This window comes from Streptomyces sp. SudanB52_2052, assembly GCF_964272415.1.
Taxonomy (GTDB): Bacteria; Actinomycetota; Actinomycetes; order Streptomycetales; family Streptomycetaceae; genus Streptomyces; species Streptomyces olindensis.
Map to the genome: position 1 here is coordinate 2,286,796 of NZ_OZ186796.1, position 14,221 is coordinate 2,301,016.

The 14,221-nt window shown below is 69.1% G+C and carries 6 protein-coding genes; 3 read left to right on the plus strand and 3 right to left on the minus strand.

The features are described from left to right. Positions 1–943: 943 nt before the first annotated feature. The 3 genes from ACSUPV_RS09960 to ACSUPV_RS09970 all read left to right on the plus strand — a co-directional run bounded on the left by ACSUPV_RS09960 (position 944) and on the right by ACSUPV_RS09970 (position 6,511). On the plus strand, positions 944–3,259 hold the full coding sequence (locus ACSUPV_RS09960; protein ID WP_436947339.1) for a beta-L-arabinofuranosidase domain-containing protein: 2,316 nt from the start codon (positions 944–946) through the stop codon (positions 3,257–3,259). A 107-nt stretch (positions 3,260–3,366) separates the two neighbouring features. After that, a complete protein-coding gene (locus ACSUPV_RS09965; protein ID WP_436947340.1) occupies positions 3,367–4,779 on the plus strand; it encodes a non-reducing end alpha-L-arabinofuranosidase family hydrolase in 1,413 nt (470 codons plus the stop codon). Between the two features lie 85 nt (positions 4,780–4,864). After that, positions 4,865–6,511 carry a glycoside hydrolase family 27 protein gene (locus tag ACSUPV_RS09970; protein WP_037761658.1) on the plus strand — a complete coding sequence of 549 codons (1,647 nt, stop codon included), beginning with the start codon at positions 4,865–4,867 and terminating at the stop codon, positions 6,509–6,511. 113 nt (positions 6,512–6,624) lie between these two features. Here the strand turns inward: ACSUPV_RS09970 and ACSUPV_RS09975 are convergent, their stop codons facing one another. From ACSUPV_RS09975 to ACSUPV_RS09985, 3 genes are all read right to left on the minus strand, one after another. Beyond that, positions 6,625–9,276, minus strand: coding sequence for an RICIN domain-containing protein (locus tag ACSUPV_RS09975; protein WP_436947341.1), 2,652 nt, complete (start codon positions 9,274–9,276; stop codon positions 6,625–6,627). Between the two features lie 174 nt (positions 9,277–9,450). Then, positions 9,451–10,557: a ricin-type beta-trefoil lectin domain protein gene (locus tag ACSUPV_RS09980; RefSeq protein ID WP_031116840.1), complete on the minus strand. Its 1,107-nt coding sequence runs from the start codon at positions 10,555–10,557 to the stop codon at positions 9,451–9,453. A 227-nt stretch (positions 10,558–10,784) separates the two neighbouring features. After that, on the minus strand, positions 10,785–12,983 hold the full coding sequence (locus tag ACSUPV_RS09985) for a WD40/YVTN/BNR-like repeat-containing protein (RefSeq protein ID WP_436947342.1): 2,199 nt from the start codon (positions 12,981–12,983) through the stop codon (positions 10,785–10,787). Positions 12,984–14,221 lie beyond the last annotated feature (1,238 nt).

Consider the following 14,221-nt stretch of genomic DNA (forward strand, 5'->3'; position numbering starts at 1 on the left):
ACTTGACCCTGTTGGACATATGAATCCATCGCTCCGGAAGCGCCACTGTACGCCCGGTGCCACCAGCAGTACCCCCATCATAGACATCTTTGGAAGTTCTTGGAATACCGAGGAAGTCAATGGGCCGAAGGCTGACCCATCGGATGGAGGGGCCTCCCCGCTGACCCCCATACGCCAACTGCCGGCCACCCCGAGGCGGAGCCTTCGCCGTTCCAACAGAACTTCAGCGGGCATTCCCGAAACCACTGTGGCGCCTCGCGGGGCGCCAACACCTGCTGGCCTTCTACTGCGCGCGCTGCCGCGGATGCGGCTTAGCCACCCCGGCTCCTCGACCTGGTAATCACCAGGACAGGTCAACGACCCGCCGAAGCCTCAAACCCACCCACAACTCAGCGGCTTTTGCGGCTGGTTCAAGAACGGCCACGCACTCCACTGATGCGCCATCGGAGAGATGTCGGCCTGAGCGAGTCCCGGAAAAGACCAGGTCAGAGCAGCCTTCTCGGCTTGCCGCGCAGCGCGGTGCGCCCAGAGCGTCAAACGAGCGTCACGGTCGACAGCCCGTCCCGCCCAAGCGGGTCAGACCGAGCTGCCACGACCAGTTGCCCCCGCAGAGATGACCTCGTTTGACCGCTACCCGAACCAGGACCCTGCTCCTCCAGTGTGGCCGGTGCTGCAGCGCCCTGGCCGACCCGGCACTCCCACGTTTGACGCTACGTCAGGGGCGTGAGTCAGACGAAACCCGCAAGTAGCCAAGCCTTCCGTGTCGCGAGACTAGACAGGAGCAACGTCCGTATCCGTTAATCCATCCCAGGTATCACTCGAGAGGTTGATCGAACCGAGACCCCACCGGATGAGCACGTGACGCGTCGCGCCCGACCGCCCGACCTGTGAACGAACGCACCGAAGACCAAGCAGTCACCTTCCCCCCACCGAAGGGTGCGAGATGTCTTCCTCCGTCAGCAGACGGCGTCTCCTGCAAGTGGCCGGGGCCACGGCCGCCGCCTCTGCCACCGGTTCCTTCATCGGCGCATCGCCCGCCCGAGCGGCCGCCGTCCCTCCCGCAAGGGCGGACATCGGGGTGTCCGCGCATCCCTTCGCGCTCGGCCAGGTCCGGCTCACCGCGAGCCGCTGGCTGGACAACCAGGACCGTACGCGGAACTACCTGCGGTTCGTCGATGTGGACCGGCTGCTGTACAACTTCCGCGCCAACCACCGCCTGTCGACCAACGGCGCGACTGCGAACGGCGGTTGGGACGCGCCGACGTTCCCCTTCCGCACCCACGTCCAAGGGCACTTCCTCACGGCGTGGGCACAGCTCTACGCGGTCACCGGGGACACCGTCTGCCGGGACAAGGCAACCCACATGGTTGCGGAGTTGGCCAAATGCCAGGCCAACAACAGTGCCGCCGGTTTCGGCGCCGGGTATCTCTCCGGCTACCCCGAGTCCGACTTCACCGCACTCGAGCAGCGGACCCTGAGCAACGGCAACGTGCCGTACTACACCATCCACAAGACCTTGGCCGGCTTGCTGGACGTCTGGCGCCACATCGGCAGCACACAAGCCCGTGACGTCCTGCTCGCCTTGGCGGGGTGGGTCGACCGGCGCACCGGCCGGCTGAGCGGCCAGCAGATGCAGGCCATGCTGCAGACGGAGTTCGGCGGCATGAACACCGTGCTGACCGATCTCTACCAGCAGACAGGCGACGCGCGGTGGCTCACCGTCGCGCAACGCTTCGATCACGCCGCCGTGTTCGACCCTCTGGCGGCCAACCGGGACCAGCTCAGCGGACTGCACGCCAACACGCAGGTACCCAAGTGGATAGGAGCGGCCCGGGAGTTCAAGGCCACCGGCACCACTCGGTACCGCGACATCGCCACCAACGCCTGGAACTTCTGCGTCAACAACCACACCTACGCCATCGGCGGCAACAGCCAGGCGGAGCACTTCCGCGCCCCGAACGCCATCGCCGGCTACCTGAACAAGGACACGTGCGAAAGCTGCAACACCTTCAACATGCTCACCCTCACCCGGGAGCTGTTCGCGCTGGACCCGAACCGGGCCGCCCTGTTCGACTACTACGAGCAGGCCTGGCTGAACCAGATGATCGGCCAGCAGAACCCGGCGGACGACCACGGCCACGTCACCTACTTCACCCCCCTCGACCCGGGAGGCCGACGCGGTGTGGGCCCGGCGTGGGGCGGCGGCACGTGGAGCACCGACTACGGCACCTTCTGGTGCTGCCAGGGCACAGGCCTGGAGATGCACACCAGGCTGATGGACTCCCTCTACTACCGCAGTGACACCACGCTGATCGTCAACATGTTCGTGCCCTCGGTGCTCAACTGGTCGGAGCGCGGAATCACCGTCACCCAGACGACGACGTATCCCGTGAGCGACACCACCACCCTGCGGGTCGCCGGGAACGTCGGCGGAACGTGGGCGATGCGCATACGCATCCCGGGTTGGACCTCCGGGGCCACCGTCAGCGTCAACGGCGCGGCGCAGAACGTCACCACCACGCCCGGCAGCTACGCCACCCTGACCCGCTCCTGGACCTCCGGCGACACGGTCACCGTCCGCCTGCCCATGCGGGTCGTCATGCGGGCGGCCAACGACGACGCGAACGTCGCCGCGATCACCTACGGCCCTGTGGTCCTGTCCGGCGACTACGGCGACTCCGCGCTCACCTCCCTGCCGACGCTGGACACTTCCTCGATCAGACGGACCGGCAACACGTCGCTCGCCTTCACCGCCACCGCCAACGGATCCACCGTCGGCCTGGGCCCGTTCCACGACGCGCACGGCCACAACTACACCGTCTACTGGAACACCAGCGGTACCGGCACCGTCCGTCTCGCCAACGTGGGCAGCGGACTCGTGCTGGGCATCCAGAACATGTCCACGGCCGACGGCGGCCGCGCTCTGCAGTGGCACGACTCGGGCACCGCCGACCACGACTGGCACATGATCCCCGACGGAAACGGGTTCCGCTTCCGCAACGCCCACAGCGGCAAGGTGCTCGGCGTCCAGGACATGTCCACGGCGGACAACGCGACCGTCCTGCAGTGGGCGGACAACGGCACCGCCGACCACCGCTGGACGCTCCTCGACCAGGGAGACGGAACCTACAAGATCCGCAACGTGCACAGCGGCAAGTTGCTCGCCATCGCGAACAACTCCACCGCTGTCGGCGCGTTCGCGGTGCAGGACTCGGACGACGGTACCGCCGACAACCGCTGGCGCGTCGTGAGGAACTGAGGCCCTCCCGAAGCCGATCACGGTCGATCTCCCCGCTCCTGCTTGCGCGACAGTTCGACCATCGTTCGATATATCGAACGTCCGCTTACTCGAGAAATGAGACCCCCATGCGCAGACGTGGTTTCAGCCCCAGGCATCTGTCCGTGGTGCTCGCGGCCCTGGTCGCTGCGGCGGCGACACTCGTCGCCAACCCGGCTCAGGCGGCCACCAGCGGCGCGTTGCGCGGCGCCGGTTCCGGCCGGTGTCTCGATGTGCCGAACGCCGGCCAGACGGACGGCACCAACCTGCAGATCTGGGACTGCACGGGCGGGACCAACCAGCAGTGGACGCTGACCGACGACAACCGGCTGACCGTGTACGGCAACAAGTGCCTGGATGTGCCCGGCCACGCCACCACGGCCGGTACACGGGTGCAGATCTGGTCCTGCCACGGCGGTGCGAACCAGCAGTGGCGGGTGAACTCCGACGGCACGATCGTCGGAGTGGAGTCCGGGCTCTGCCGGGACGTCAGCGGCGGCGCCACGGGCAACGGCACGGCGGTGCAGCTGTGGAACTGCCACGGCGGCGGCAACCAGAGGTGGACGGGTCTGTCCGCGCCGCCGGGCGACACGTGTGCTCTTCCGTCGGCGTACCGCTGGTCGTCGACCGGCCCGTTGGCGGAGCCGTCGAACGGCTGGGTCGCGCTGAAGGACTTCACCACCGTGCCGTACAACGGCAAGCAGCTGGTCTACGCGACCACCTCTGACGGATCGTCGTGGGGCACGATGGCGTTCCGTCCCTTCACGAACTGGTCGGACATGGCGACGGCCACCCAGACCGGAATGAGCCCGGGCTTGGCGGTGGCGCCCAAACTGTTCTACTTCGCGCCCAAGAACATCTGGGTGCTGACCTCCAACGGGTGGGGTACCGCCTGGCCCTTCACCTACCGCACGTCCAGCGACCCCACCAACCCCAACGGCTGGTCCGCCCCGCAGCCGCTGTTCACCGGCAGCCTCCCCGAAAGCGGCCCGATCGACCCGACCATGATCGCCGACGACCAGAACATGTACATGTTCTTCGCCGATGACAACGGCAAGATCTACAAGTCGACCATGCCGATCGGGAACTTCCCGGGCAGCTTCGGCTCGTCGTACACCACGGTCATGAGCGACACGAAGGAGAAGCTGTTCGAGGCGCCCGAGGTCTACAAGGTCAAGGGCCAGAACCAGTACCTCATGATCGTCGAGGCGATGGGTGCGAACGGCCGCTATTTCCGCTCGTTCACCGCCTCCAGCCTGAACGGTCCGTGGACACTGCAGGCCGGCAGCGAGAGCAGCCCCTTCGCCGGCAAGGCCAACAGCGGCGCCACCTGGACCAACGACATCAGCCACGGTGACCTGGTCCGCACCAACCCCGACCAGACCATGACGGTCGACCCCTGCAACCTGCAGTTCCTCTACCAGGGCAGGAGCCCCGCATCGGACGGCACCGACTATCTGAAACTGCCGTACCGGCCGGGTCTCCTCACCCTGCGACGCTGACCCGCGCGCACGTGATCACACACTCCTGACCGCCGATCAGGCCCGCGAAGCGGCGACCGCCTCGCGGGCCGGGAAGGAACCCCCCATGGTTCCCCTGCACAGACGACTGCTGCGGCTCCTCGCGGCCACCGCGCTGACGCTCAGCGCCTGCGCCACAACCTCCGTCGGCACGACCGCCCAGGCCGCGCCGGGCAGCCCCGCGCTGACCCCGCCGCTCGGCTGGAACAGCTGGAACAGCTTCGGATGCGGGATCACCGAGGCGCAGGTCCGCCAGGCCGCCGACGCGATGGTGTCCTCGGGCATGAAGGCCGCGGGCTACCAGTACGTCGTCGTCGACGACTGCTGGTTCGACCCCCAGCGCGACGCGGCGGGCAACCTGCGGGCCAACCCGACCAAGTTCCCCAGTGGCATGAAGGCGCTCGGGGACTACATCCACAGCAAGGGACTGAAGTTCGGCATCTACCAGGCGCCCAACGAGAAGACATGCGCCCAGGGGGTGGGCACCTACCCCGGCTCCACCGGCAGCAAGGGTCATGAGGCCCAGGACGCCGCCACGTTCGCCTCCTGGGGCGTGGACTACCTCAAGTACGACTGGTGCTCCGGCAGCGGCACCCTCAGCGAGCAGATCGCACAGTTCACCCTCATGCGCGACGCCCTGCGCGCCACCGGCCGTCCGATCGTCTACAGCATCAACCCCAACAGCTTCCACTCCCCCACCGGCGACAAGTACAACTGGGGTCAGGTCGCCGACCTGTGGAGGACGACCGAGGACCTGCTCGACATCTGGCAGAACAACAACACCAACAGCTATCCGATGGGCGTCGGCAACGTCCTGGACGTCACCGCGCCCCTGGCCGCGCAGTCGGGCCCGGGACACTGGAACGACCCCGACATGCTCGTCGTCGGCCGCCCCGGCCTGTCACTGACCGAGTCCCGCTCCCACTTCGCCCTGTGGTCGCTGCTCTCGGCCCCCCTCATGGCCGGTAACGACATCCGCACCATGTCCGCCGACGTGAGCGCGATCCTGCGCAACCCGCGTCTGCTGGCGGTGAACCAGGACTCGCTGGGCGCGGGCGGACGCCGGGTCCGTGACGACGGCAGCACCGAGGTGTTCGCCAAGCCCCTGTCCGACGGCTCGGTCGCCGTGGGCCTGTTCAACCGAGGGAGCAGCACTGCGACCATCACGGCCACGGCCGCCCAGGTCGGCCTGACCGGCAGCTCGTTCACCCTCACCGACCTGTGGACCGGCAGCACGTCCAGCACCTCAGGCCAGATCTCCGCGAGCGTCCCGGCACATGGTGTCGCCGTGTACAAGATGACCGGCGGCAGCCCGCTGGCCTCCACCACCGGGCGCCTGCGCGGTGGCGGGTCCGGCCGCTGCCTGGACGTGGACGGCGCCGCCACCGCGGCCGGGTCGAAGACGCTGCTGTGGGACTGCCACACCGCCGCCAACCAGCTCTGGACCAGCTGGGCCGGAGGCGAGATCCGCGTCTACGGCGACAAGTGCCTGGACGCCTCCGGCCGGGGCACCACCAACGGCACGCCGGTCGTGATCTGGCCTTGCAACGGCCAGGACAACCAGAAGTGGACGGTCGGCTCCGACGGGTCGGTCCGCAACGTCCGCGCCGGGCTCTGCCTCGACGCCAAGGAGGCCGGCTCCGCCAACGGGACCCCGGTCATCCTGTGGACCTGCAACGGCCAGAACAACCAGAAGTGGACCACGCTCCCGTGACAGGCAACCCGTAACCCGTCACCGCGCAGGGCCGGCTTGACAGGTTCACGAAGTACACCGGCCATGGCGGGGCCGCAGGCGGTAGTGCCTGCGGCCCCGCTCGGGTGCCGAGGTCAGGACGGGTCGCCGTACTGCAGGCCGCGTCCGTTGGTGCCGACGTAGACGCGGCCGTAGGTGTCGGGGTCGCCGGTGATGACGCCGACGCCGCCGATGGCGCCCCACTGGTGGGCGTTGTCGTTGACGCGGAGCCAGGTGGCGCCCTTGTCGGTGGAGCGGAAGACTCCGGTGACGTCCTTGACGGTGCCGATCAGGTACAGGGCCTGGTAACGGGCGCCCGGCTTGGCCTTGCCGAAGCCGAGGGCGGAGGCGGACTGCACCGTCTTGAGCGTGGTGAAGGTCCGGCCGCCGTCGGTGGAGTGCAGCAGCCCCTTGGTGCTGCCGGCGATCCACAGGTCTCCGGCGATGCCGGGCACCGCCGTGAGCCGGCCGGAGGGCAGACCGGTGGCGCGAGCGGTGAAGGTCGCGCCGCCGTCGGTGCTGGCGTAGAGCGTGCCGCCGGACAGGGAGTAGAAGGTCCTGGCCGAGGAACGGTCGGCCACGACCACGGCGCCGGTGCCCAGACCGCCGACCCTCGACCAGCTCGCGCCTCTGTCGGTCGAGCGGTACGGGGCCTGGCCGGCCTGGGTCCAGACGATGGCGGAGCCGTCCGCCGCGAGCGCGACATGGCCGTCCTGGGCACCGGCCACCGGCTCCGCCTTGAAGCCGTTCCAGCTGACGCCGCCGTCGGTGGAGTAGGCGCCGTCCTGCGCGCCGCCCCGGCCGACGCGGACCATCATCGAGGGCTTGGACTGGGCGACGTCGATGTCGGTGCTGTTGGTCATCATCGGGTTCTTCAGCCGCCCGGAGGGCACCTTGGTCAGGTCGTCGTGCCGGAAGCCGCCCTGGTCGCCCATGGCGGTGATGACGGCGGCGCCGCCCGGCGGGGCGATCGCGTCCAGCAGCGCGGTCTCCTCCAGCCCTCGGGCGCCCATGTGCCAGTGGCTGGTGCCGCCGCTGTCGGAGGCGTTCGCGTCCTTGCTGCGCAGGATGCCGTTGCCGGTGCCGTACAGCACGTGCCCGGAGTTGAACGGGTCGATGGCCAGGGCGGTCATCCAGTGCCCGGTGTGGGTGCCGACGTAGGGAGCGGCAGAGGCGTTGCGCACCGACTTGTCGGCCAGTGCCTTCCAGGTCGCGCCGCCGTCGGTGCTGCGGTAGATCTCGTCCTCGGGCCACCAGCGGCCGAGGGTGGTGACCATCACCGTGGAGGGCTTGCGCGGGTCGACGGCCAGACCGGAGAACCCGTAGTTGCCCTGGGAGGGGGAGATGTTCTTCCACGCCCCGCGGTCCGGCGTGTACTTCCACACCGAGCCCGCCGTCACGCCGTTGGGCCCGAGGTTGTCGGTGTACGTCAGGTACAGCGAGCCGTCACCGGAGAGGATGCCGTGCTGCGGCAGCTGGCCTGTGGGCTGCCCGGAGACGGCCTGCCAGCTGCTGCCGCCGTCGGTGGAGCGGTACAGGGAGGTGGACCTGTCGTTGACGCCGACGTAGATCGTCTTGCTGCCGGCGGGGCCGTACGTCACGAAGGAGATGCCGCCGCCGCTGCTCGCCCCGTCCTTGACGGGGAACGAGGAGACCTGACGCCATGTCACGCCGAAGTCGGTGCTGCGCCACAGGCCGTTCTTGCGGCTGCCCAGCAGCAGGGTGCCGTGGTCGGCCGGGTCGACCACGAGCCGCTCGCCCGCCCCGCGTCCGTCCTCGTTGGCGCCCACCTTGAACGGCAGATCGGTGCGCTTGAAGGTGCGGCCCCGGTCCGTGGAGCGCAGGATCGCGCCGTTGCCCGCCCAGTCGTTGGTGTAGGTGCCCGCCATGAGGTACAGCCGCTTGGGGTCGACCGGGTCGGTGGCCACCGAGTCGATGCCCAGCAGGTTCCAGTCCTTCTCGCCGATCCAGTCGGTCAGCGGGATCCACTGCTCGGCCCCGGTGTCCCAGCGGTAGGCGCCGCCCATGTCGGTGCGCGCGTACAGCAGCCCCTTCTCCCGCTGGTTGAACACCAGCCCGGTGACGTAACCGCCGCCCACCACCTGGGCGTTCTTCCACACATACGGTCCTGCCGCAGCCGTGGTCCGCGCGGTGCCGGATCCGGACGCCAGGGTCCGGTCCGCCCTCACCAGCTTCCACTGCTGACGGGAGCCTCCCCGGCTCGGATTCTGGACGACCGCCGCGCCCTGGGCCGTGGAGCCCCCCGAGACGTCCAGGACCTGCCCGCTCCTGCGGGAGGTGAGGATGACGGCGTCGGAACCGCTCACCTCGCTGATCCGCCACTCCTGGGACGTGGCGGAGCTGTCGGTCTGCTGCTCGGCGGCGGCCCCCTGAGCTCTGGAATTGCCCGCTATACCCAGCACCTTGCCGCTGTTGCGGTTCACCAGCTCGTAGTAGCCGTCGCCCGTGGGCCGCAGCCTCCACTGCTGGTTGGCGGTGTTCTCGTCGGTCCACTGCTGGATGCGGGTGCCGTCGGCGGTGGAGAAGCCGTTGACGTCCAGCACCTTGCCGCTGCGCACGGAAACCAGCCGGTAGTAGGCATCGCCGTCGACCGTCGCGGCCTGCGAGTCCTCCTGCGCGAACAGGAGGTACGGCACGAGGACGGCGGGCACACCGAGCACCAGACCGGTGGCGGTCCAGCGGCGGCGGTGACGCCCGCGGCGCCCGCCGTTCGTGGGGTGGTTCATGGGGAGGCGTTCTCCTTGCATGCTGTTCACGTGGAAACCCGGATCCCTGCCACCGAACTGGCCGGATCCGATTCCTTGTGGTCACAGGCTGCGCGAAGGGTTGCCGTGATCCTGGAACTCTCGATGGTCTTCCGGGATCCGAACCCCGGAAAGGGCGCGGATCCCGGAGCGGGGTCATCCGGCGGTCAGAGTGGTCCACTTCTGGTTGGAGCCGCCGTTGCAGTCCCACAGGTGGAGCTGCGTGGCGTCGGCCGTGGAGGAGCCCGGAACGTCGAGGCAGCGGCCCGAAGCGGGGTTGCGGTAGCCGCCGTTGTAGGGCTGCCAGACCTGGTTGGCGCCGCCGTGACAGGACCAGAGCTGCACCTTGGTTCCGTTCGCGGTGCCATAGCCGGCGGCGTCGAGGCACTTGCCCATGGAGCGCAGCGTGCCGTCGGTGTAGGCGGACCACAACTGGTTGGCACCGCCGCCACAGCTCCACGTCTGGACGGCGGTCCCGTCGGCTGTGGCGGCGCCTTTGACGTCCATGCACTTGCCGGCGATGCCGGACTGTACGCGTGCGGGGGCGGGGGCGGGGTTCTTCAGCCATCCGGCGCTGTCCGCGGCCCGGATGCCGCGGTGGAAGGCGTCGGCCATCTTCTGGTAGCCCGAGTCGTTGGGGTGCAGGGGGTCGGCCAGGTCGGCCGTGGTCAGGCTGCTCATGTCGACGTGGGCGACGTGTTTGCCCGCCGCTTGTGCCTCGCTGACGATGCGGCGGGTGGCCTGGTTGTACTCGCCCCGGAACCGCTCCTCCGAGCTGCTGGTGGACACGACCAGGGAGGCGACGAGGACGGTTGCGTCGGGGACGTCGGCGGTGATCTGGTTGACCAGCGACTTCAGCCGGGCGATGGCGGTGTTGACCTCGGAGGCCCCCTGGAGGTCGTTGGTGCCGATGTGCAGCGTGACGACATTGGGCCGGTAGCGGGTGAGCGAGGCGTCGGCGAGTGCGGCGATCTGGTCGATGCGGTACCCCGAGTGGCCCTCGTTGTCGGGATCGGACATCGAACCGGCCCGCCCGGTGCCCACGAAGTCCAGCGGATGGCCGTCCGCAGCGAGTCTGTCCCACAACGGCGCCCGGTAGCCGTTGCCCGTACTGCTTCCCACACCCCAGGTTATCGAGTCGCCCAACGGCATGACCCGCAAAGGCGTGTCGGAGGCGGCGGAGGCAGGGGTCACACCTGCCGCTGTCAGCCCGAGCACGGCGGAGACAAGCGTGACCAGGGGGAGGATCCGAGACTTTTTCATGGAGTTCCTCTCTTCTGCGAGTGACTGCTGTTCAGCCGGGCTTACCGCCGCCCGGCGGGCATCAGGGCGCGGTGCGTCACGGCGATCCGCTCGGCGTGCGGATCGCCGAACACGAGGGCGCCGTGTCGGGCCGTTGCCGCTGAGGAACGCGGTCTCCCACCGGATGACCGGGTGCGGCCGTCAGGTGCCGTGGACGGCGAGGACGACGCCGATGCCGCTGTCGCGCGTCAGGCGGGCTCCCCGTACTGCACGCCGCGTCCGTTGGTGGCGATGTAGACCCGCCCGTACACGCGGGGATCGCCGGTGATGGCGGCTCCGGTCCAGCCCCACTGGTGACGGTCGTCGTTGATCCGTGTCCAGGTCTTCGCCTCGTCATCGGAGCGGTAGACGGCGGTGATGGTGTCCGTGGCGCCGACCATGTAGAGCGCCGGGTAGGAAGCCCCCCTGGCGGCCTTGCCGAAGCCCAGGGTGTGTGAGGCGTGGCAGCTGCTGACCTTGGTGAAGGTCGCGCCGCCGTCGGTCGAGCGGTGGAGCCCGTTGCCCTTGAGGCTGAGCCACAGGTCGCCGGTGCGGCCGGGTGCCGCGACCAGCTGGAACTCGGTGTCGCCCGAGCTGAGGCCGGTGGCCCGCGCGGTGAAGGTCTGGCCGCTGTCGGTGCTGGCGAAGAGTGTGCCGGTGGTGGTGTCGAAGGCGTAGCAGCGGGTGGGGTCGAGGGGGTCGGCGACGGGTGCCGCTCCCTTGGGGAAGGTGGGGATCTCGGTCCAGGTGGCGCCGTTGTCGGTCGAGCGGTGGGCGGGGTTGGCGGTGCCGAAGGACCACAGCAGCACGCTGGCGTCGGCGTTGGTGGCGATCGGGCCGGGTGCGCTCTTGGCGGGGTCCGGCTGGGTCTTGAAGGGGGTCCAGGTCTTGCCGCCGTCGTTGGAGGAGGCGCCGTTGCCGTGGTCGCCCCAGCCGGCCCGGACCACGTAGGACGGTTCGGCGGTGGCGAGGGACAGGCCGGTGCTGGTGCCGAAGACCGGGTTGGACGCCATGCCGCGTGAGGGTGAGGCCGTGAGCCGTTCGTGGTACATCACGCCGATGTCGCCGGAGCCGCTGAGCAGGTGTGCCTCGCCGGTCGGGGGCGAGACCAGTTGGCGGATGGACGCCTCTTCCACACCGCGGATCTGGGGGGCGAAGTGCTTCAGGTCGCGGGTGCCGTAGAGGGTGGCGCCGGTGCCGTGGACGACGTGCCGGGAGTCGAACGGGTCGAGGCCGACGGCCTGGATCCACCAGCCGAACTTCGGCTTGTCGGCGCCCCACTTGAGGTAAGGCGTCTCAGACACGTCGAGGACGGCCGTGTCCTTCAGGGACGTCCAGGTGCGGCCGCCGTCGGTGGTCCGGTACAGGGTGTCCACCAGCGACCAGCGGTTGTTGGTGGAGACGACGAGCGTGCCCGGGCGGCGGGCGTCGACGGCGACACCGCCGTAGCCGAAAGAGTCGGCGGAGCCGTCGGCCGTCGTGCCCCCCGGCTTCACCGGGGTGACCTCGGTCCACTTCCCGCTCGTCGTGCGCAGCTTGTGCACACTGCCGTCGGACTGCCCGTTCGGTCCCGGGGCGTTGGCGTACGTCACGTACAGCTCGCGCGTGTGCCGGTCGTAGGCGGCCCGGATCGGGACCTTGGCGGCGATGCCGGTCGGCTGTCCCGGGACGGCCTCCCAGGTGACCCCGTCGTACGTGCGGTAGAGGTTCGCGGAGGTGCCGTCGGAGTCGCCCCAGCCGGCGTAGACGCTGCGGCCCACGGCGACCAGGAGCGTGACGCCCTGGCCGGTGGCGCTCGGGGCGGCCGGAAAGCTCACGGCCTGCCATGTGGCGCCCCGGTCGGTCGACTTGAGCAGCCCGTCGTGCCGGGTGCCCAGCCACAAGGTGTCGCTGTCGCGCGGATCGACGAGGAGGCGCTCCCCGCAGCCCCGGCCGTCCTCGTTGCCCCCGAGCTTCACGCTGAGATCGGTGCGCTTCCAGGTCGCCCCGCGGTCATCCGAGCGCAGCACGGCCCCGTTTCCGGCCCAGGGCTGCGTGTACGCGCCCAGGGACAGATACACGCGGTTCGGATGCGCCGGGTCGACAGCCATGGCCTCCACGCCCAGCAGATTCCAGTCGTCCCAGCCCAGGTGGTCGATCAACGGGATCCAACGGTCGGCCCGGTCGTCCCACCGGTAGGCACCGCCGATGTCGGTCCGCAGGTAGGCCAGCCCGCGCACGGAGGGATGGAACAGCACCCCGGTGATGAACCCGGTACCGCCCTGGACCACGTTGCGCCAACGGTATCCACTCCTCGCGGGAGTGGCGGCGGCTTGCGCACGTCCCTGGCTGAGCGGCGGGGAGACGGCCGCGGCTGCGGCAGCGGTCCCGGCGAGTACAGCTCTTCTGCTGATGCGGAGCGTGCGCATGACATACCTCATTCCTTGTGCGTAGCAGACGGAAAGAGCGACGCCCCTGAGGGGCGCGGGGACCTTGCCGGTGCGGTCGGCCGCCGAGCCGTTCTCCGACGGAAGGTCCGGCCGTGCCACATTGCCGGCAATGCGCGTCAGGAGCAGCTTGCCGGCGGCCTTGCCCTACGTGGTGCCTCGCGCGCCCCACTGTCCGTTCTGGAGGCGAGGAAGCCTTTCCAGCTTGGTCCGCAGCAGGCGGAGGCGGCATTCGGCGTCATCGCGTCAACCCTTCATGGCGCACCAGGACACCCTGCGGAGACCCGTTTCGGCTGAGGTGTCGTGACTGGAATCGGCTGAACTGGAAGCAGACATCCCATTACTGCGACGTGATGCGACGTGATGCACAGTCGAAGCGCTTCGACGTTGCTGCGAGGTTAAGTGAAGGCATGAGGGCGCACAAGAGCCGCTTGCGAGATTACTCCTGGGTAGACAACGAGGTCTGCGCGCTCTGCTCAACGCGGCGAGGCCGGTCATCTGACACTGCCCTGGGGCTCTACGAGCATCGAAGCGCTTCACTGTTCTTCTGCGGCCCCTCTCAGGGGAATCCCCTGCGTCTGACCACACGCCGCACACACCACCGTCGTTGCGCAGTCGCAACGACCGTGCCCGAAGCGCAGCGACACCCCTCCGTCGCGGGTCCGCCTCGACGAAAAGATGGGATCCCTGAACCAGCTCACGCCCGCCGTCGATCGCCTGAGCGTCGACGGGTCACGCGCGGGCAGGAGCCCAGCACGGCTCGCCTGGAGGGGGCCAGGCGGCCGTCTCGCCCAGGCGGCCGGGTCGGCGAGGCAATCTCCAAGGTGGTTGGGCAGACGGCGTGTTCACTTCACCGTCGCCGCGACGCAGCGCGGCGTCCCGGGCCTTCGTCAGGGCGGGCCGCCTCGCCCATACCCGCCGTGCCTGAGGCGATGCTGCCCTGCAAGCGGACGATTTGTGGCCCCGGCCCTGGCCCGATGTCATCGCCAACTGCACCCGAGCGGCCCGCGAGGAGATCTACGGCGGAGGGCACCCGTGCCGACACATGACGCGCGGGCTGCCGGGCGCGATGCGGTGCGCCCTCGATCAAGGGCAAGAGCGGGACATCCCGCAGGGTTCCGGCGCGAAGGCACGTCGTCACAACGAGCGTCATCTGAGCGTCAAGACGGCTGTCGCCGTCCGGTCCGAGATACGGAAAGACGATCACGTCGATTCGACAG

Bases quoted from the DNA above. Each gene is read 5' to 3' on its own strand.
- ACSUPV_RS09960 (WP_436947339.1), top strand. From the start codon at position 944: ATGTCTTCCTCCGTCAGCAGACGGCGTCTCCTGCAAGTGGCCGGGGCC.
- ACSUPV_RS09980 (WP_031116840.1), bottom strand. From the start codon at position 10,557: ATGAAAAAGTCTCGGATCCTCCCCCTGGTCACGCTTGTCTCCGCCGTG.
- ACSUPV_RS09985 (WP_436947342.1), bottom strand. From the start codon at position 12,983: ATGCGCACGCTCCGCATCAGCAGAAGAGCTGTACTCGCCGGGACCGCT.
- ACSUPV_RS09970 (WP_037761658.1), top strand. From the start codon at position 4,865: ATGGTTCCCCTGCACAGACGACTGCTGCGGCTCCTCGCGGCCACCGCG.
- ACSUPV_RS09975 (WP_436947341.1), bottom strand. From the start codon at position 9,276: ATGAACCACCCCACGAACGGCGGGCGCCGCGGGCGTCACCGCCGCCGC.
- ACSUPV_RS09965 (WP_436947340.1), top strand. From the start codon at position 3,367: ATGCGCAGACGTGGTTTCAGCCCCAGGCATCTGTCCGTGGTGCTCGCG.